The organism is Paenibacillus sp. YIM B09110 (assembly GCF_037167145.1).
In the GTDB taxonomy this organism is placed as follows: Bacteria; Bacillota; Bacilli; order Paenibacillales; family Paenibacillaceae; genus Pristimantibacillus.
Genome location: NZ_JBANSP010000005.1, coordinates 337,374 through 355,562 on the forward strand (window position 1 = coordinate 337,374; position 18,189 = coordinate 355,562).

13 protein-coding genes and 1 pseudogene are annotated in these 18,189 nt (G+C 52.7%); 5 read left to right on the forward strand and 9 right to left on the reverse strand.

The genetic code is table 11. The features are described from left to right. Window positions 1-67 precede the first annotated feature (67 nt). Window positions 68-730 carry a lysoplasmalogenase gene (locus V8F51_RS10415; RefSeq protein ID WP_337100137.1) on the reverse strand — a complete coding sequence of 221 codons (663 nt, stop codon included), beginning with the start codon at window positions 728-730 and terminating at the stop codon, window positions 68-70. A 160-nt stretch (window positions 731-890) separates the two neighbouring features. Here V8F51_RS10415 and V8F51_RS10420 point away from each other — a divergent pair, with 160 nt between their 5' ends. Beyond that, window positions 891-1,847, forward strand: a complete 957-nt coding sequence (locus V8F51_RS10420) for a nucleotidyltransferase domain-containing protein (protein ID WP_337100138.1) — start codon at window positions 891-893, stop codon at window positions 1,845-1,847. A 7-nt stretch (window positions 1,848-1,854) separates the two neighbouring features. After that, window positions 1,855-4,713, forward strand: coding sequence for an excinuclease ABC subunit UvrA (gene uvrA / locus V8F51_RS10425; protein ID WP_337100139.1), 2,859 nt, complete (start codon window positions 1,855-1,857; stop codon window positions 4,711-4,713). A gap of 351 nt (window positions 4,714-5,064) precedes the next feature. Here the strand turns inward: uvrA and V8F51_RS10430 are convergent, their stop codons facing one another. After that, the gene (locus V8F51_RS10430) at window positions 5,065-7,497 is read right to left on the reverse strand and encodes a UTP--glucose-1-phosphate uridylyltransferase (RefSeq protein ID WP_337100140.1); all 2,433 of its coding nucleotides are present in this window, start codon (window positions 7,495-7,497) and stop codon (window positions 5,065-5,067) included. A gap of 140 nt (window positions 7,498-7,637) precedes the next feature. On the opposite strand from V8F51_RS10430, the gene V8F51_RS10435 reads away from it, so the two are divergent. Together V8F51_RS10435 and V8F51_RS10440 are read left to right on the forward strand one after the other, a co-directional pair. Beyond that, window positions 7,638-9,410, forward strand: coding sequence for an ABC transporter ATP-binding protein (locus tag V8F51_RS10435; RefSeq protein ID WP_337100141.1), 1,773 nt, complete (start codon window positions 7,638-7,640; stop codon window positions 9,408-9,410). Between the two features lie 59 nt (window positions 9,411-9,469). Next, window positions 9,470-10,996, forward strand: a pseudogene (locus tag V8F51_RS10440) (ABC transporter transmembrane domain-containing protein); the annotation flags it as partial. 296 nt (window positions 10,997-11,292) lie between these two features. On the opposite strand, the gene V8F51_RS10445 reads toward V8F51_RS10440, so the two are convergent. From V8F51_RS10445 to V8F51_RS10465, 5 genes are all read right to left on the reverse strand, one after another. Then, window positions 11,293-11,514, reverse strand: coding sequence for a helix-turn-helix domain-containing protein (locus tag V8F51_RS10445; protein WP_337100143.1), 222 nt, complete (start codon window positions 11,512-11,514; stop codon window positions 11,293-11,295). A 10-nt stretch (window positions 11,515-11,524) separates the two neighbouring features. After that, on the reverse strand, window positions 11,525-12,007 hold the full coding sequence (locus V8F51_RS10450) for a DUF2975 domain-containing protein (RefSeq protein WP_337100144.1): 483 nt from the start codon (window positions 12,005-12,007) through the stop codon (window positions 11,525-11,527). Window positions 12,008-12,042: 35 nt separating this feature from the next. Then, complete coding sequence (locus tag V8F51_RS10455; protein ID WP_337100145.1) at window positions 12,043-12,522, reverse strand: DUF2975 domain-containing protein; 480 nt, start codon at window positions 12,520-12,522, stop codon at window positions 12,043-12,045. A 440-nt stretch (window positions 12,523-12,962) separates the two neighbouring features. Continuing rightward, window positions 12,963-14,357 carry a threonine synthase gene (thrC, locus tag V8F51_RS10460; protein WP_337100146.1) on the reverse strand — a complete coding sequence of 465 codons (1,395 nt, stop codon included), beginning with the start codon at window positions 14,355-14,357 and terminating at the stop codon, window positions 12,963-12,965. Window positions 14,358-14,485: 128 nt separating this feature from the next. Continuing rightward, window positions 14,486-15,139 (reverse strand): pentapeptide repeat-containing protein, encoded by a 654-nt coding sequence (locus V8F51_RS10465; RefSeq protein ID WP_337100147.1) that lies wholly within the window; start codon window positions 15,137-15,139, stop codon window positions 14,486-14,488. Between the two features lie 127 nt (window positions 15,140-15,266). On the opposite strand from V8F51_RS10465, the gene V8F51_RS10470 reads away from it, so the two are divergent. Next, window positions 15,267-16,430 (forward strand): hypothetical protein, encoded by a 1,164-nt coding sequence (locus tag V8F51_RS10470; RefSeq protein ID WP_337100148.1) that lies wholly within the window; start codon window positions 15,267-15,269, stop codon window positions 16,428-16,430. A 3-nt stretch (window positions 16,431-16,433) separates the two neighbouring features. On the opposite strand, the gene V8F51_RS10475 is transcribed toward V8F51_RS10470, so the two are convergent. Both V8F51_RS10475 and V8F51_RS10480 read right to left on the reverse strand, forming a co-directional pair. Then, window positions 16,434-17,276: a carbohydrate ABC transporter permease gene (locus V8F51_RS10475; RefSeq protein WP_337100149.1), complete on the reverse strand. Its 843-nt coding sequence runs from the start codon at window positions 17,274-17,276 to the stop codon at window positions 16,434-16,436. A 15-nt stretch (window positions 17,277-17,291) separates the two neighbouring features. Then, window positions 17,292-18,173, reverse strand: coding sequence for a carbohydrate ABC transporter permease (locus V8F51_RS10480; protein ID WP_337100150.1), 882 nt, complete (start codon window positions 18,171-18,173; stop codon window positions 17,292-17,294). Window positions 18,174-18,189 lie beyond the last annotated feature (16 nt).

Consider the following 18,189-nt stretch of genomic DNA (forward strand, 5'->3'; position numbering starts at 1 on the left):
CATTGTAAGTTGTCTGACATCCTTTGAGAACGGCGTAATCGGCGAAAATAATTGGAAAAGGAGATTATTATTTGCTTTTGAACACATTCGCAATACTGCCAGCCAGCAGCAACTGGGCTGCGAAGTAAGTCGCCATGATCAGAATGTCGGACATTGTGACTTCACCAATGAACTTATTCCAAGCCAGAATCGAGTCCGATACGACAAAAAGGAGCGAGCCGATTGCCGCGTGTCCGTTACGCGACAATATCGCGACCCAGAACATCGTGCCGATGACGAGAACGTAGACGAGAACCGGAATCCACAAACCGCTTTGGGAGCTGTCCGCCATGATGCTTTCATGCAATCGGATGATCATGAAGATGAGATACGCTGCAATCGTCAGCCCTGCGAGCAGGCCAAGCAGCGAATAGCGCATGCGCGGCAACAGCGCGATGACGTAGAACAAATGGCCAATCAAAAACGAGGCAAGCCCCAACATGAACCAAGTATCGCCCGGTACAAGGAGGAAAGCATCGCCTGCGATACCGAACACAAGCCCAATTACAATGAGGGTTTTGTAAGTGCGGGCCGACTTTCCCTCAGGCGGGGAAGTGACCGCGAGCGCGATAATAAGCAGCATCGGAGTCAGCTTCAATACCCAGTGCAGCGGCGTGCTGTCTACCGACAGCGTTGCCAAGTGAATAAGTCCGATTAAGATAATGAGTGCTATGAGCCATTTGCCAGCCATAGATCATTTATACCTCCCAGAAATGTGTTGTATTGAAAAACAGGATTTCCATTTCTTGCAACGAATTCAAGAAACGAGCAAATCGCTATTTTGGAAAAAAAGTCTTATATAAATGATAGCATTCCAGGTGCAGCGGCATCTATAGGGTGGAGGTAATTATATGGACCAATACACGCAAGCGGAAGCCATGACTGCCGTCTTCCGGGCATCATTGCAAAGCTTCGTCGATAAGGTCAAGCAGGATGATCAAGTGATCGCCGTCATCTTGTTCGGCAGCCTATCCTACGATCAGGTATGGGAGAAGTCGGACATCGACCTGAAGCTGATCGTGCACGATCAGAAGCTAAAGTACGGCTATCGGACCTTCGTCGAGAACGATGTGCCGATCAACGCAAGCATTACGACAAGGAATGACTTCAAGCGCGATATGGAACGCACCGTCCAAGGCTCGTTCGGTCATTCGATGCTCGTGCGCAGCACACTGCTGTTCACGAAGGACTCGTCCATCGAGTCGTATTTCGAGCAGATTCGTTATGTTGGCGAACGCGACAGACAGCTTCGGCTGCTGCAGCTTAGCTGCTTCTCCCTCGCGCTGCTGGCAAAGGCCGAGAAGTGGCAATACGTGAAGCGCGACTTCACGTACAGCGCTTTTTGGATCATTAAGATGGTTGATACGCTGTCCCAGATCGAGGTGCTGCTGAATGGCGATATTCCGATGCGCGAATGCGTGCAGCAGGCGCTGACGTACAACCCGGATTTTTTCCGGACGGTGTATTCAGAGCTCGTTGCGACCAATGCCCACGAGGAGAAAGTGAACGATGCTCTAAAGAGCATTAACGCGTATTTGAGCGAGCGAGCCGAGCGGCTATTCGCTCCGGTGATTGCCTATTTGAAGGAGGAAGCCGACGCTCGTACCGCCATCGACATCATGCATAAGTTCAAACCGGTCATCGATCTCGATACGGGAGCGATTACGACGGGCTGTGACTGGCTGGCTGAACTGGGCTTGATCGCTAAGCTGGAGTCAGACACGAAGGCGACGCCTGCTAGCCGGGTGAGCTTAAGCGAGCCTGCCTATTTATTTGATAATATGGACGAACCGCAATGGGGGATGTGATCTACGTATGAAGCAATTTATTGAAGTACGCGGAGCAAGGCAGAACAATTTGCAAAATATCGATGTTAACATTCCGCGCGACAAGCTGACGGTCATTACAGGTGTCAGCGGCTCCGGCAAGTCGTCGCTCGCGTTCGAAGTCATTTACGGCGAAGGACAACGGCGATTCCTCGAATCGCTGTCCACCTTCGCGAAGAGCCGAATGAATCAGCTTAAGAAACCGGATGTCGACTTCGTCTTCGGTCTATCTCCCGTCATTGCGATCGAGCAGAGAAAAGGGATCGTCAATCCGCGTTCGACGGTCGGCACGATGACCGACATCTACGACTTCCTGCGGCTGCTGTTCGCCTCCGCAAGCGATGCGGGCTGCCCGTTCTGCGATCACAAAGTTCCGGCTCGGACCCCCGGCCAAATGATCGATCGTATTCAACAGTTGCCGATGGGCACGGAGCTGGAGGTGCTCGCGCCGATCTACAAAATTTACGGCGAGAACTTTGAAACGACGTTCGACGAGATTCGCTCCAAAGGCTTCCGTAATGTTATCATTGATGGTTCGCGGTTCAGCCTAGGCGATCCGATTGCTCTAGACGAGGAAATCGAGCATCAGATCGAGGTCGTCATCGATAAAGTGGTCGTGCAGCCAAACGTGTTCAAGGCGCTCACCAAAACGATCGAGAACAGCTTGAAGCTCGTGGGTGAAGGCTTCATCCGCTTCGAGATTACCGGTGTTCCTGAAGGCAAGCAAGTAAACGCCGATGACTTCTACCGAGGCTTCGCCTGTCCGGAGCATCATCTGACGCTCGGCGAGCTGCAGCCGAACTACTTCTCCTTCAACGACCCGGACAGCGCCTGCCGCACCTGCGGCGGCATCGGAACGTTCATGCGCGCGGAAGCGAGGTTTCTTGTGAAGAACGCCGACAAAAGCATTAACAAAGGCGCGCTCGATCCGAAGATGCTCGGAACGAACAATACGACATGGAACTGGGCGATGCTGAACAGCTTGGCGAAGCATTACGGATTCAGCCTCGATACGCCGCTCAAGGAGCTGCCGGATTGGGCGCATAGCCTTATTTTCTACGGGTCGAGAGGTGAGAAATTCCCGTTCACGCCCGGCGATGAAATTAGCAAAACGCAAGCCCGCCATATCGGCAAGCCGATGAGCTACGGCGGACTCGTCCATATGATCAACTGGTGGTATAATCTGTACTTGAAGCGCAAGGCGGCGAGTCCCGCCGAGGAAGAATTCTACAAGCGCGTCATGATCGAGCACACATGCCCGGACTGCGAAGGCCGCAAACTGAAGCCGCAGCGCTTTCATGTCAAAGTCGGCGGCGCCGACATACATGAGCTATGCCAAATGTCTCTTCAAGAGCTGCATTCGTTCCTCGCTGGGCTGAGGTTCAAGGAAGAGACCGCAGTCATCGGCCGTCAGATCACGGCGGAGATTCAGTCGCGGCTCGTGCTGTTGCTTGATATTGGACTCGACTACTTAAGCCTCGGCAGACGCTCGGACTCGATCTCCGGCGGCGAAGCGCAGCGTATTCGCTTGTCGACACAGATCAGCTCGGGTCTTATGGGCATGCTTTACGTGCTCGATGAGCCGAGCATCGGCCTCCATGCCCGCGACAGCATGCGCATCATCGACACGCTGAAGAAACTGCGCGATATCGGCAATACGATCATCGTCGTCGAGCACGACATCGATACGATCTGCAGCGCCGACCATATTATCGAGGTCGGGCCTGGACCGGGCCGGCGCGGCGGACGTATTATCGCCGAAGGCAAGGTGGAGCAGCTTCGCGCCGAGCCGAACTCCATTACCGGCGCGTTCCTGACAGGAACTCGCAAGATCGAGGTGCCAGCTCAGCGCAGGCAGCCGCAAGGGATGAAGCTCACCATCCGCGGTGCGCGGGCGAACAATCTGCGGAACATCAGTGTCGATATTCCACTCGGCGTTATGGTGTGCATTACCGGCGTATCGGGCTCGGGCAAAAGTACGCTCATTAACGAGGTCATGTGCAAGCAGCTCTATGCGACGTTCCATGACGCTCGTATCGTACCCGGCGAGCATGACGCGCTGGAAGGACATGAGCAGCTTAGCGGCATTATCACGATCGATCAATCGCCGATCGGCCGCAGCTCCCGCTCCAATCCGGCCACTTACGTCGGCTTCTTCGACCGCGTTCGCGAGATGTATGCCGAGGCGGCAAGCGCGGAAGGCAGTCCGCTTACGAAGCATGACTTCAGCTTCAATCAGAAGAACGGGGGCCGCTGCGAGCATTGCCAAGGCGAAGGAACGGTCACGACGCAGCTGCAGTTCATGCCCGACGTCGAAGCCGTATGTCCGGTATGCAAAGGCGCCCGCTTCAACGAAAGCGTGCTCGATATGAGCATTGAGGATGCCGTCGCCTTCTTCGACGATCAGCCTTATATCGCACGCAAGCTGGCGGTGCTGAACGATCTCGGTCTTGGCTATTTGCAGATCGGCCAATCATCGGCTACTTTGTCCGGTGGCGAGGCGCAGCGTATCAAGCTCGCAACAGAGTTAAGCAAGGTGAAGCGCGGCTCGCATAACCTGTACGTGCTCGACGAGCCGACAACTGGCCTCCATCTGCGCGACATTCAGCGGCTCATCGACTGCTTGAACCAGCTCGTCGATGCCGGCCACACGGTCGTCATCATCGAGCATCATCTCGATATGATTAAGATCGCCGACCATATTATCGATATGGGTCCGGACGGCGGACATAAGGGCGGTACGGTCGTCGCCTCCGGTACGCCGGAAGAGGTTGCGGCAAGCACCGACTCCTTAACAGGCCGCTATTTGCGCGAGATGCTTGCCCCTCAGCATACTTACGCTCGATAGGGTACTAATATTAACCTAGTAACCAAAAAAATCCGTCCTTTTCCAAGTCACCTATCGCTAGGTTTGCTTGGATCGGGTCGGATTTATTTTTTTGGATGCCGTATGGTGGGATAATAGGCAGCGTAATTCATCCTATTATTATAATCTAGCTATTCGGCATCTAATAGGATGGATTCTCCTGCTTATTCTGCATGACGCATCTCTCTCGGAGTTTCTGACACCTCATAAGTTCAAGAATAAGCTGAGGAATCCATCTTATCCGTTCTACTTTTACTAGATAGGCTGTTTTAAGATGGATTTCGCCGCTTATTATTACGCGCAACTAATTCTGCCGCTGACACAGCAGCTCTACTATATGAACTGCTTCGCCCCGCCGCTCCCCTTCTTGATCTTAAGCGTGTCGAACAACCTGCCTTCGATATCGATTGCCCGAAGCTCCAGGCAGTCGCCCGCCGCCGTCACCTGTACAAAATGCGGCACGGCGAGCGACTGCGACGTATGCCATTCCCGCTTCGGGAGCTGCCAGCTCGGCATGGCCCCTGCTCCTCCGGCCACGACATAGACAATGCCGTTGTCGAAATCCAGCTTCCCTTCCCGCAGCGGATGGCTTCGCTCGTACACGATCGTATGCGAGCTTAATACGACATCGACGCCGTACTTCTCCATGACCGGCGCGAGCTTCCGCAACGCCTCAACCTCATAACCTCCAGATACGTAAGGCGAGTAATGGATGAACACGATCCGCCATTTCAAAGCCTTATTCTCTGCAGCCTCTTGCAAATCGCGTTCCAAAAAATCGTATTGCGGATGTCCCGAGCCAATCGATCCGTCGCCGTCCGGATAATGCTCATCCGTAATGAAATCGGTGCTGTCGAGCGCCGTAATATGAACGTCTCCGTAATTGAAGGAATAATAATTGCCCGGCTGAGGATAAGCGGAATACTCGTGAAACAGCGAGCTGCTAAACTCATGATTACCTAAGCAGCTATAGAACGGCGTCGACCCGAGCAATTCCTTTCCCGGCCCGAACAAGTACGTATGCCAATCCTCCTGCCTACGTCCATCGTCCACCATATCGCCGACGAATAGCGCGAAGTCGGGCCGATATCGGCTCATCGCACTGAACAGCGACCTATTTAAGCTCCCACCGCTCTTGTCAAAATAATGATACCCTCCCGTTTCGCTCGTCACGACGAACGAGCAAGGAACGCCGATCGGCGCAGCTGTACGGAACGGGTACGGCCCTTCCTCCACGCTCCTCCCCTCGGCAGTATCCGCATACGCCTTATAGAAATAAGTCATTCCCGGCGTCAAACCATCCACCGTAAGCCTCTGAATTCGCTGACTGGATCCATCTTCGCTATGCACGGTCAACATAGGTTCATTATGGAGCACGTAATTGCCCCGCTCCCCGCTATGTATGCGCTCTGCCTCATAAATCTCGAGCTTCCCGGCCGCCGGCTGCGACGTCTCCCACATCATCGTCATTCCGCGCTCGGTCGGCCATTGCAAATAAGGACCGTTCACGAACGCCAGCTCCTCCGCCGCCGCCATTGCCCGAAGCACGAGCTCGCGCGCGCTCGCCGGGCTGTCCTCGCCCTCTTTATTTTTGACGGGGGCGAACTCCCCTTCCCTCCCTGCCTTCAACACCGTCATTCCGTCCGACATCGGGAAGAAATCGAATATAAACCGCTCCAGCTTATAAGCGTTAGGCTCGGTTGGCTCCACATAACGCCCTTCCGCGTCGACATAGTCGATTTTCTTCCTCGCGACATGGTAGGGAAGGTCGGTATCGGCATGCTTCTCGATGAAATCAAGCCGGAACAGATGAATCGAAATGTTGCCTAAATGATACGTAAGACTGCCGTCCAGCTCTCGCGCTTCGAGCATGCCTTGCGGAATTTCGGTATACTCGATGACCGCCGGTCTGCCATCCCTCGTGCATAAAATACCGATTTTCTCATCGGGATTCGTTTTTTCAATAACCTTCGTGGCAATCGGATGACGGCCGGCAGCCGCTACGCCGATGAAGGCCGGATCCGCGATCTGGATGAGCGCGTTATCGACGTTATAATAAAACGCCCATTCAATGCCCCTCCGCTTCATATCTTCAAGCGCCCCGGAGCTTCGCAAGGAAGAGAAGCATTCCCCGTTGCCGCTCGGCGCGAAGTTCAGCTCGGACTCCGACGAGAACAGCAGCTTGCCGCTGTAATCAACCGCAGGCATCGTATGCTGCTGGAAGAAGCAGCAATCCTGACTCGGATAACCAAAGAATTCCGCTTCTTCGAAAAAAGCTCTCGTCTCCGCATCATTATCGGGACTTGTCATGATATACCAGGGAATAGTGACGCCTGCCCTGCGCGAGAGTTCCGCCAACCGATCCGCTTGCAGCTCGAACAGCGACTTGCCCGATGGCAGTCCGATGTCGATTGTCCCTTTCGGACCGTCATGGCCTAACCTGCTGCCTTGTCCGCCCGCTACGACGAGCGCGGCTATTTTGCCCTGCTGTAATTGCTCCCAGCCTAGCTGTATATAGTCATCGCGCTCCGCTTGGCTGAAGCTGTCCCATTGCTCATAGCCGATTGGAGCAAGCGTTCCGATGTCTTCGTTATCGGAAGAGCGATGCTGATCCACTATTTTTTTTAACCGATCCACATCCGCGCGAAGCACTTGCTCGCACAATCGCTCACGCTCCGGCGTGTCCAAGCTTTTCATAACATGAAGCACATGCTCCTGCTTATGCTGGGTAAGCACGGCCTCCGCCTGCTGCAACAAATGGTCCATTTTATCACCTCTTCGGCATCGTTCCGCTAGGGTATGTAGATTAAACTTTATATCTAACTTTTACCTTGCGCCTTCCATAGGTCTCCCCCTACTATTAGAACATAACTTGGATGAATTTGTCTTCTTTGGAGGAAAACACGTTGAACATACCTATCAAACAATATTGGCGCTTGCTCAGCTCCTACTTGCGGCATGAACGAGGTAAGCTGGCAGCACTCGCGCTATTGCTTATAGCCGGAATCGGCCTGCAGCTCTGGAATCCCCAAATCATGCGCCAATTTATCGACGATGCGACGAAGCCGGGCGTCTCGCTCGGCAGTCTTATCGGCGGGGCAGTCCTGTTCATCGTGCTCGCTCTTTTCTATCAGCTCGTTACTGTCTGCTCCGGATATGTGGGCGAGCAGGTCGGTTGGACGGCGACGAATGCGCTGCGGGGCGATCTTGCCAAACATTGCCTTCATCTCGACCAGTCGTTCCATAAGGAACGAACGAGCGGCGAAATGATTCAGCGGATAGACGGCGACGTGAACGAGCTGTCCAACTTTTTCTCCAGCTTCGTATTTTCTTTGTCTGCCAATGTACTGCTCATCTCAGGCGTGCTAGTCATGATGTTCCTTGAAGATTGGATCCTTGGGCTCGGAATGACGGTATTCGTCATGGCTGCCGTTATCGTGCTGCAGCGCATCCGTTCCTCGTTCTCGTCCGCTTGGGTCAAATCAAGCGAGGCCTATGCCGAAATGTACGGTTTCCTTGGCGAGCATATGGCAGGCACCGAGGACACCCGCGCGAACGGCGCGAGCTCTTTCGTCATGCGGCGCTTTCACGGCATTTTGCGCAAGCTGCTGCCCATCCATATGAAAGCAAGCTTCGGCGGTTACACGATGTGGGTATCGACTATTTTCGTATTCGCGCTTAGCCGTTCCCTTGCCCTTATTTACTGCGGTTATTTGTGGGCTACCGATGCCATGACGCTCGGAACGATCTATTTGGTGTTCACCTATACGGAGCTTTTAAACCATCCGCTGGAGCAAATCCGGACACAAATTCAGGACCTGCAGCGTGCAGACGCCAGTATTGTTAGGGTCAGCCAGTTGTTCGCGACGAAGTCTGCACTCGCGGAAAAGCACTCCCCCTCGCAGTTCGCAGACGGCGCGCTGGCCGTTAAGTTCGAGGACGTCAGCTTCAACTACGGAGGCGAAGAGAGCAGCGAGACTAGCTCTGCATCTGTGCTGCGCAATGTCAGCTTCGAGCTCGCTCCAGGCCGAGTACTCGGCTTGTTAGGAAGAACGGGAAGCGGCAAAAGCACGCTTGCCCGCCTGCTTGTACGATTTTACGACGCAACGGAAGGCACTGTGCGCATCGGCGGCAAGGACGTCAGAGAAGTGGCCTTGTCCCAGCTCCGCGGCAAGATCGCCATGGTATCGCAAAACATTCAGTTATTCCAAGCGACTGTCCGCGACAATCTTACTTTATATGACTCTTCCATCCCCGATGACCGACTTATCGAGGTGTTGACCGATCTAGGCTTAGCTTCATGGCTGGCATCGCTTGAGAACGGGCTCGACACTACGCTCGCTTCGGGCGGCAGCGGCCTCTCGGCCGGAGAAGCGCAGCTGCTTGCGTTCGCCCGCGCATTTCTAGCGGATCCAAGTCTGGTCATTCTGGATGAAGCTTCATCGAGGCTTGATCCAGCGACGGAATCGCATATGGAGAGAGCCATCGATAAGCTGCTTGCCGGACGAACGGCAATTATTATTGCCCACCGGCTAGCAACGATCAAGCGTGCTGACGATATACTCATCCTGGATGCTGGAACGGTAGTTGAAGCCGGATCGCGTACTCAGCTGGCAGCAGACAACAGCTCGCGTCTCTATCAACTATTAAGAACGGGGACCGAGGAGGTGCTTGCATGAGCATGAATAGAAGTATGAAAAAGAACGGCAATAACATCCAACCTTCAACGCTGCAATCGATGTGGCGGCTCATTCGCTATCGCCCCATTCTCTATTCGGCAAATGCCGTTTTATGGATTGGCGTTCACTTATTCCCGCTATTTCCGGGGTTAATTATACAGCAGTTTTTCGATAAGCTGACCGGCCAATCTACGTGGACCTTGAGCGCTTACGGCTTGGCAGCGCTATTGATGGCCATATCCGTCGCTCGGATCGTCAATATATACGGCGGCGCTTGGACCGATTCACTCCATCGCTTTCATATGGGGGCACTGCTCCGTACGAATATGCTGCGCCAGATACTGAAGCAGCCGGCAGCAGCGGCAATTCCCGGTTCACCGGGCGAGGCGCTCTCCCAGTTCCGCGACGACGCCGGGCAAGCCGAGGATGCCATTAGCTGGACGCTTGATCTCATCGGCAAAATCGTCTTTGCAGCAGCAGCCATCGTGCTTCTGCTCCGTGTCGATGCCATGATCACCTGCTATGTCTTCCTTCCGATCATTCTTATCGTGTCGGTCACTCAGATCGCAACGAAACGGGTGCAAGCTTACCGCGCCGAAAGCCGTGAGGCGACGAGCAGGGTATCGGGACATGTCGGCGAAATGTTCGGCTCTGTACAGGCGATTCAGCTTGCCGGAGCAGAAGAGCGATTCATCGAACGATTCCGAGACCTGAACCTGAAGCGCAGGCAAGCCGCATTGAAGGACCGACTGTTCAGCTCCCTGCTCGCTTCCGTCTTCTCCAACATCGTCAACGTTGGAACAGGGCTCATCCTGCTGCTTGGAGCAGCTTCGTTGCAGAGCTCCGAGTTGACGGTAGGCGACTTCGCCTTGTTCATCTATTACTTGGCGTTCGTAACGGACTTTACGTCGTTCTTCGGCAACTTCCTGTCGCACCTGCAGCAGACAGGCGTATCGTTCAAACGAATGTACGCATTGCTGCAAGGCGCACCGTCCGAATCGCTGACGGAGCATCGCCCCCTGCACTTAAGGGGGGAATGGTCGGAAGAGCCCGCCGTGCCCATCGACATTGCAAATGGCCGAATAGACGGAGATGCTCCATTCCAGTCATTAACGGTAAGCCATGTTAGCTACCGCTACCCGGATTCCGGCAGAGGCATCGAAGACATTAGCTTGGAACTGCGACGAGGCGGCATTACCGTCATTACAGGACGCATCGGCTCCGGCAAAACAACGCTGCTCCGCTCCATACTCGGACTTATGCCTCTAGAGGCCGGCGACATTCGCTGGAACGGCCGCATCGTAACGGATCCCGCTTCCTTCTTCGTTCCGCCGCGAAGCGCCTATACGTCGCAGGTTCCGAATCTGTTCAGCGAAACGCTAGTAACGAATATATTACTTGGATTACCTGCCGCGAACGAGGATAAACGGGAGCGCGCCATCCATACGGCCGTGCTCGATCAGGATATTCCAAGCTTGGAGCACGGGCTGGACACCATAATCGGGCAACGAGGCGTGAAGCTGTCCGGCGGTCAAGCGCAGCGCACGGCAGCGGCCCGCATGTTCATTCGCGAGCCGGAGCTGCTCGTCTTCGACGACCTGTCGAGCGCGCTCGACGTGGCGACCGAGCAGCTGTTATGGGAGCGCGTTGCCCGTACGCCGCATGCGGCCTGCCTTATCGTCTCCCACCGAAGGGCCGCACTTCAGCGCGCCAACCACATAATCGTCCTCAAGGACGGCCGCATCGAGGCCGAAGGAACTTTGTCCGAGCTGCTCGCACACTCGCAGGAGATGCGCCTGTTATGGAATCAGGAACATGAACAAGAAGAAGCAGCCCATTCTCGCTGAGAACAGGCTGCTTCGCTTTTTATTTATAGTTGAATTCAAATCGTACTAGCTTCGTCGCTTCTGTATTCTAAAATATCCCCCGGCTGGCAATCCAAAGCTTTGCAAATCGCCTCCAAAGTGGAGATGCGAATCGCTTTTGCCTTTCCGTTTTTCAGGATAGAAAGGTTAGCCATCGTAATTCCAACCCGCTCGGCAAGCTCGGTCACGCTCATTTTCCGCTTAGCCAGCATCACGTCTATATTAATAATAATCGCCATAGCATTCACCTCAGACCGTCAGGTCGTTTTCTGATTTGATATCGATAGCTTCTTTCAAAAGCCTTTGAAGAACAGCGGCAAATACGGCAATCACCATGGAGGCAAAGACCAGCACCATTCCAATTACGATGACACCCGGCGCGTCGTCCCTCTCCGCAAAAAGATAGAAGATCGGCAAACCTAACACGAAGATGCAGCTGATGATAATAGCGCAGAATTTGATATTTTTTAGTACGCGTACGGACAGTTCCGAGAAAGCATTATTCTTGTCGATATAGTTCAAAAGCTTAAATGCTTGATACAGGGCAACGTAAAACGGGATCGCCGCTCCATAAAAAACGATATAAACAAGATATTTCAAATAAGAATGCTCCGGATACATTTCTACTAAGTAGTTCGCTATCTCCGGCACTGCAAATATGCATAAAGCAAGTATCGGCAGACCTATAACGATAACAGCCGCCTTCAAAAAGAGTGTCGTTCCCCGTTCCATAAAAAGTCCCTCGCTTATTGTCAATTTTATTCACTTCAGACCGTTAGGTCATTTTCTATTTTGATCCTTATGACATCTCGCAAAACCTTCTGCAGAAGCGCAGCAAAAGACGCGATGACGCTTGAAGCAAAGATGAATAGGACTCCCAGCGTAATAATGTGCGTGACCTCATCGTCTATGAACAGAATGACGAACAACACGCCGAGCGTTATAAAGATACTTATCGTAATGCCGCAACGCTTGATCGTCCTCAAAGCTCTAATCGATGATTCCGAGAAGGCATACCCCCGATCAATGCAGCTTAAAAGCTGCAACGTCTGAACCAATGCGGCAAAAAACGGGATAGACAATAAATACGAACACGCTAAAAACGGATATTGCAAATAACTGTCCTCCGGGTGGGCTTCCGCATCCCCGCTCGCAATCCACGGCAACAAGAAGATGCATACCGCAAGTGCCCCAAGGCCAAGAAACACGACAACCCCCTTCAGGAAAAAGGTAGAACCTCGTTTCATCAAACACACCTCCTTTCGATATCTCGATATTGAATTTAACACATTATTTATCGTTTTACAATAAATTTTAATCGATATTAGAATTATAATTATCGTTAGTCACACTTTTCAGCCCCATGATCATTTAGCATGTTACTGCCAGTCTCATGGACTCTGTAAGTACATATGTGCTCTTACAGACGGGTAACGAATGTGACCTCCGCGCTGTAAGCACATATGTGCACTTACAGCATGCTTTGGCGCTTTGCGGTCAGTCTCATGAACGCTGTAAGTGCACATGTGCTCTTACAGCTAGGTATCATTGATGGCTTCGGTGCCGTAAGTGCATATGTGCACTTACGGCATCAACTTGTGCATTCGACAACAACAACAACAACACAAAAAACCGCTACATAGGAATTTCTCCCCACGTAGCGGCCATGATAGGCGCAGTCTCGCGCTTATGCGTTATAGAATTTAACCAGTTCACTTACAACGTCCGGCAGCGAGCCGTCGACCCTAGTCTGACGCTGCTCCTTCTCGAACAACGCCGAGATTTGCTCCGGATATTGCTGCTCGATGCCGCAGAGGCGGATCGCCTCGTCGAACTTCGCAGGATGCGCGGTAGCCAGCGAGATCGTCACTACGCCGTCGCCGTTGTATTTGTTGGCTGCAGCAACGCCGCATGCCGAGTGCGGATCAAGCAAATAACCGGTATCCGCTTTGTACGTCGATATCGTATCCAGGCATTCCTGCCCTTGCACGCCATGAGCGCCGAACTCCGATTGCACCTTCGCAAGAGCGTCGCCAGAAATGACGATTTGCCCTTCCGACTTGAACTGGTTCATGAGCTCGCCGATCTTCGCCGAGTCTTCGCCCAGCACATAATACAAGTAGCGTTCGAAGTTGCTTGCTACTTGAATGTCCATCGACGGGCTGTACGTCATGCGGAAATCGCCTGGCTTGTATACGCCCTCCAGCACGAAACGCTCCAAAATATTGTTTTCGTTCGTCGCCAAGATCAGCTTGCCTACCGGCAGTCCCATCCGCTTCGCTACGTAACCGGCGAAAATATCGCCGAAGTTGCCTGTCGGCACGCTGAAGTTCACAACAGCTGCACCCGTCTCCTTCTTCACTTGGAAGTAAGCGTAGAAGTAGTAAACAATCTGCGCCATGATCCGAATGAAGTTGATCGAGTTGATCGCCGCCAAATGGTTGTTCGCTTTGAAGTCCAGATCGGCGAACAGCTCCTTGATCATGCCTTGGCAATCATCGAAGTTGCCTTCAACAGACAAGTTGAGCACGTTGCTGTCCAATACCGTCGTCATTTGCAGCTCTTGCACCTTGCTTACTTTGCCATGCGGGTGAAGGATACAAATTTTGATACCTTCCTTGCCTTTCACGCCCTCGATCGCCGATGCTCCCGTGTCGCCGGATGTCGCGCCGAGAATGTGAATCTTCTTGCCCTGCTTGCGGGACACGTACGTGTACAGCTGCCCCATGAATTGCAAAGCAATATCCTTAAACGCGAATGTCGGACCGTGGAACAGCTCCAGCAAGTACAGCTCGTCCGACAGCTTGCGCACCGGCGTCACTTCCGGATCGCGGAACGTTGCATAGCTGGCGTACACCATTTCCTTCAAGTCCTGCTCTGGAATTTCTCCATTCGTGTAATATGAGAAAATAGCAAGTACCAGCTCTTGGTAGCTAAGCTTTTCCCATTGTTCAAGCGTGCTTGCCGGAACGACCGGAATCTCGCTAGGTACGAGCAAACCTCCGTCATCGGCCAGTCCCATTAGGAACGCGTCCAAAAAGCCGATTTTGCCAATCTTACCCCTCGTGCTTACATATTCCATCTGTCTATATCCTCCTACATCATAATGCAACGTTAACATATTAGCTTTAATCATTATATGTAAGACAGGCCCTTCATCTCAAGCTTATTCGTAAATATCCCCGTCTTTTTCTTTGTATTGTAAGCTTTCTAGTCCTCTTTCACAACTAACCCGAACATCGCGGCGAACGACGACGCCTGAAGCGGCGAAATGATGCAGCCTTGCAAATCCTCGATATTCACGCTCAAGCTGGCAAAATCGCAATTGCTGAGATCGACGCCGCGAAGCTTCGTTTGAGCGAATTGGACGCCATCAATATTGCATTCGTGGAGCGAGGTTTGGGCATGCGTCATATTGGACAAATCCGCTTTGGCCAGCGAGCATGTTTCAAACTTCACTTGCTTCGCATTCGAGAAGCGCAGCACCGCGTAATCCCCGTAACACTCATCGAACAAGACGTTTCGCAGCGTTGCTTCGGTCAAGTCCATCCCGAGCAGCTTGCATTCATGAAAAGACACTCTATGCATAATAGCTCCGTTCAAATCGATGTTCGACAAATCGCAATTATCGAACCGGACGTCCGTCCATTCCGACTTCGGCAGACTATTACCTCGGAACGCTACATTTTGGAATAAAATACGATCAAAGCATACCCGATAGCCGGTCTGATTCTCCACATCGCAATCGCGAATGACACAATCGCTGATCGCATATTCATCGCATAGCTCATAAGCATCAATCGTTCGAGACTCCAGCGCTGCAGACAATTTCGGCGCCTCTACCTTCACTTTTGACCCTGACATTTGTTATCAATCTCCTCTCACAGCGGCAACCCTCTTGATTGCTGTGCCAACCCTTATTATATAATGGATGAAGAGACTAAGCACATATCCGATAATCATTTTACGAGGAAGGGGTGCAGCAAGAGCGATGAACTACGAATTAACGATCGAGCAGCGCGATGCCATTATGGCCCGGCTCACGGAGGAGCAGCGGCAATTCATCCACCACGAGCTCGTGAGGGGAAGAAGAACGTTGTTCGCCAGGCAATTAGCCCGCGTGAAATGCCAATTCATTCCCGAGGATGCCGAATTCGAGGAAATTAAAGCTTTTATAGAAGAGTGGGACTACCAAGGCTTCACCGACAGCGGCGAAGTGTCGCCCGAGACCAAATGCGAATGCGGCAGATCGCTGCGCTATCAGCACAAGGTGCTTCATGTGCCGTCGAATACGATCCGATATTTCGGCATCGAACATTTGCAGCTCCATACGGGCATTGATGCCAAGGCGGTAGCCGATATTATGAAAGGCTTCGACGTGCTCGACGGCGAGATGAACGAGGTGTTAAGCAAATACCGGGACGGCTGGCAGCTCGGCCAGCATCTATTCCTTCCGTTGCCGGAGGAGCTTGATATGCCTCCCGATATCCAGGCTCAGATCGATGCCGACCTGCCGCTGCTTGGCCGTCAGTTAGCCCGCATTCGAAGAAGGCTGAGCGAGCTTGAAACCGTAAATAGAAAAAAGCGGCTCGCAGCCGCTATGTCTTATGTCGATGTTCAACCGCCACCCGCAGCAGACGGCTTCCCGAACGACGATGACCTTGTCCCGCCAATGGGAAATGATGCGGAGCAGGCCGCTTTCAGCTTCGAGGATGCCGACAACGGACAAGCTGCTTTCGTGTTTGATGAGACGTTTGGCAGCCAAGGCGCCTTCGTCTTCGAGGAAGAGAAGGCAGAGCGACCTGCCGATCCCCGTCAGGATGCCTTCGACTTCGAGGAAGCAGGCTGGCAGCTCGGGGCAGCGCTGCTTCGCGAGCAGGAAAGCGGCAGCTCAAGCGCCAAGCGCTCAAGCCCCTTCTACCTGCCGCCCGCTGCGCAAAGCGTTGTCGATAACGCTCTTCAATACGGCCGCATCAGCACGCTTGCGATTTCCAACTTTCTCATCGAGCAGAAGCTCGTGCAGGATACGCGGATGTCCACCGGCAAGCCGGCCATCTATATCGCCGTTGCCGCCTACATGGACAAACTTGCAGGCATGGGACAATGCGAGCTTGTATTCGGCAATGCCGAGGATCGCAGTTATATGAAGAAATAAAGCTTAACCCTTCACGGCCGAGCCGACGGTAAGCGCGTTCTCAACCTGTTCGCTGAACAGAATATAGATGAGCACCGTCGGCAAGCTGGCGATCGTCATCGCCGCCCCCATCGCGCCCCAGTCCGTCGTGAACTGCCCCTGGAAGAACAGCAGGCCAAGCGGCAGCGTCTTTAAACTTTCTTTCGTAATCAGAATGACGGCCATCGTGAACTCGTTCCATGAATTAAGAAAAATAAAGATGACCATCGTGGCAAGCGCCGGCTTAATGATCGGCAGCATGATGCTGAAGAAGGTCCGGTAGATGCTCGCGCCGTCGATGCAGGCGGATTCCTCCATCTCGATCGGAATGCTGCGGAAGAAGCCGTAGAACACCATCGACGCAAATGAAATATTAAAAGCGATATAAGGCACGATCAATGCCCCGTACGTGTTCGCAAGGTTCAAATCCCTCACCAGAATCGCCAGCGGAATCATGATGACTTGAATCGGAATAAACATCCCGATCAAAATGTACGTATGGGCGAATTTGCTGAAGCGCCACCGCATCCGCGCCGCCGCATACGAGAACATGACCGCGAGCAGAATCGCCCCCGCCACCGTAGCCGCCGCAACGAGCAAGCTGTTAAAGAAATAAGACGGAACATTGTATTTCGACCACGCCGATACATAATTCTCGAACCGCAGATGCACGGGCGGACCGAACGGATTCGTCACGAAGATTTCATCATTGTTTTTCAATGAATAAAAGATCATCCATAATAGCGGATATACCGACAGCAGCGCATACAGCCACAAAAAGATTTGCATGCCGGGGTTGTTTTTTCTAAGCTTCGTCATCCAGGCCATCTTGGCACGCCTCCTCTAGTATGATATGCGTTCTCTAGCAATCAGTCGGTTGATTATGAGCGTTGCAATGAGGCATTCGATGACGAGAATCGCCGCCGCCGCGCTGCCGTAACCAAACTCTCCTACTCGGAACGCCGAACGATACATAAGGTAAGTAAGCGTATAGGTCGAGGTGCCTGGGCCGCCGCTCGTCATAATAAACATGTTGGCAAAGGCGTTCAGCCCGCCCGTAATCGCGAACACGAGACAAAATTTGTACGTTTCCGCCATCATCGGAATGTTGATCTTCAGAATCGCCTGCAGCTTCGTTGCGCCGTCGATGCGGGCAGCCTCCATATATTGTTCAGGCACGGACTTGACTCCCGCGAGCAGCAGGGCGAAGTGATAGCCCATGTACTGCCAGGCATTCACGAACGCAATCGCGATAATCGCCGATTTGCTGCTCGTTAGCCAGTCCTGCTTGTATTCGAGTCCAATTAATTCAAAAATCTTGTTTATAAGTCCGTATTCCCCGTTATAAATCGACAGCCACAGCTGGCATACGACCGTAATCGAAAGCACTACCGGTATAAAAAAGCTGATCCGCAATATTTTGCGGCCTTTGAACTTCGCGTCGGCAACCGCAAAGGCAAGAAGCGAGCCGATCCCGATCTGGGTTACGGTAATGATAAGGGCAAAGATCAGGCCGTTTTTGACCGAAGTGAAAAACAAGCTGTCTTGAAACAGTCTCGTATAGTTGTCGAACCAAATGAAAGTACCCTCCGAAAGGCCGTCCCACTCGTACATGCTGCGAAAAAACGTCTGGACGATCGGATAAAATACCATGACGGTATAAAGTAGGAGAGCTGGCATGATAAACAAAAGTATCGCTGTCTTGTTCCCCAGAAATTTGTTCATTTCATCACTTCCTCTG

What these genes read in the sequence shown, in the direction of transcription:
- V8F51_RS10415 (WP_337100137.1), bottom strand. Translation starts at nt 730, where the DNA reads ATGGCTGGCAAATGGCTCATAGCACTCATTATCTTAATCGGACTTATT.
- V8F51_RS10420 (WP_337100138.1), top strand. Translation starts at nt 891, where the DNA reads ATGGACCAATACACGCAAGCGGAAGCCATGACTGCCGTCTTCCGGGCA.
- uvrA (WP_337100139.1), top strand. Translation starts at nt 1,855, where the DNA reads ATGAAGCAATTTATTGAAGTACGCGGAGCAAGGCAGAACAATTTGCAA.
- V8F51_RS10430 (WP_337100140.1), bottom strand. Translation starts at nt 7,497, where the DNA reads ATGGACCATTTGTTGCAGCAGGCGGAGGCCGTGCTTACCCAGCATAAG.
- V8F51_RS10445 (WP_337100143.1), bottom strand. Translation starts at nt 11,514, where the DNA reads ATGGCGATTATTATTAATATAGACGTGATGCTGGCTAAGCGGAAAATG.
- V8F51_RS10450 (WP_337100144.1), bottom strand. Translation starts at nt 12,007, where the DNA reads ATGGAACGGGGAACGACACTCTTTTTGAAGGCGGCTGTTATCGTTATA.
- V8F51_RS10455 (WP_337100145.1), bottom strand. Translation starts at nt 12,522, where the DNA reads ATGAAACGAGGTTCTACCTTTTTCCTGAAGGGGGTTGTCGTGTTTCTT.
- thrC (WP_337100146.1), bottom strand. Translation starts at nt 14,357, where the DNA reads ATGGAATATGTAAGCACGAGGGGTAAGATTGGCAAAATCGGCTTTTTG.
- V8F51_RS10465 (WP_337100147.1), bottom strand. Translation starts at nt 15,139, where the DNA reads ATGTCAGGGTCAAAAGTGAAGGTAGAGGCGCCGAAATTGTCTGCAGCG.
- V8F51_RS10470 (WP_337100148.1), top strand. Translation starts at nt 15,267, where the DNA reads ATGAACTACGAATTAACGATCGAGCAGCGCGATGCCATTATGGCCCGG.
- V8F51_RS10475 (WP_337100149.1), bottom strand. Translation starts at nt 17,276, where the DNA reads ATGGCCTGGATGACGAAGCTTAGAAAAAACAACCCCGGCATGCAAATC.
- V8F51_RS10480 (WP_337100150.1), bottom strand. Translation starts at nt 18,173, where the DNA reads ATGAACAAATTTCTGGGGAACAAGACAGCGATACTTTTGTTTATCATG.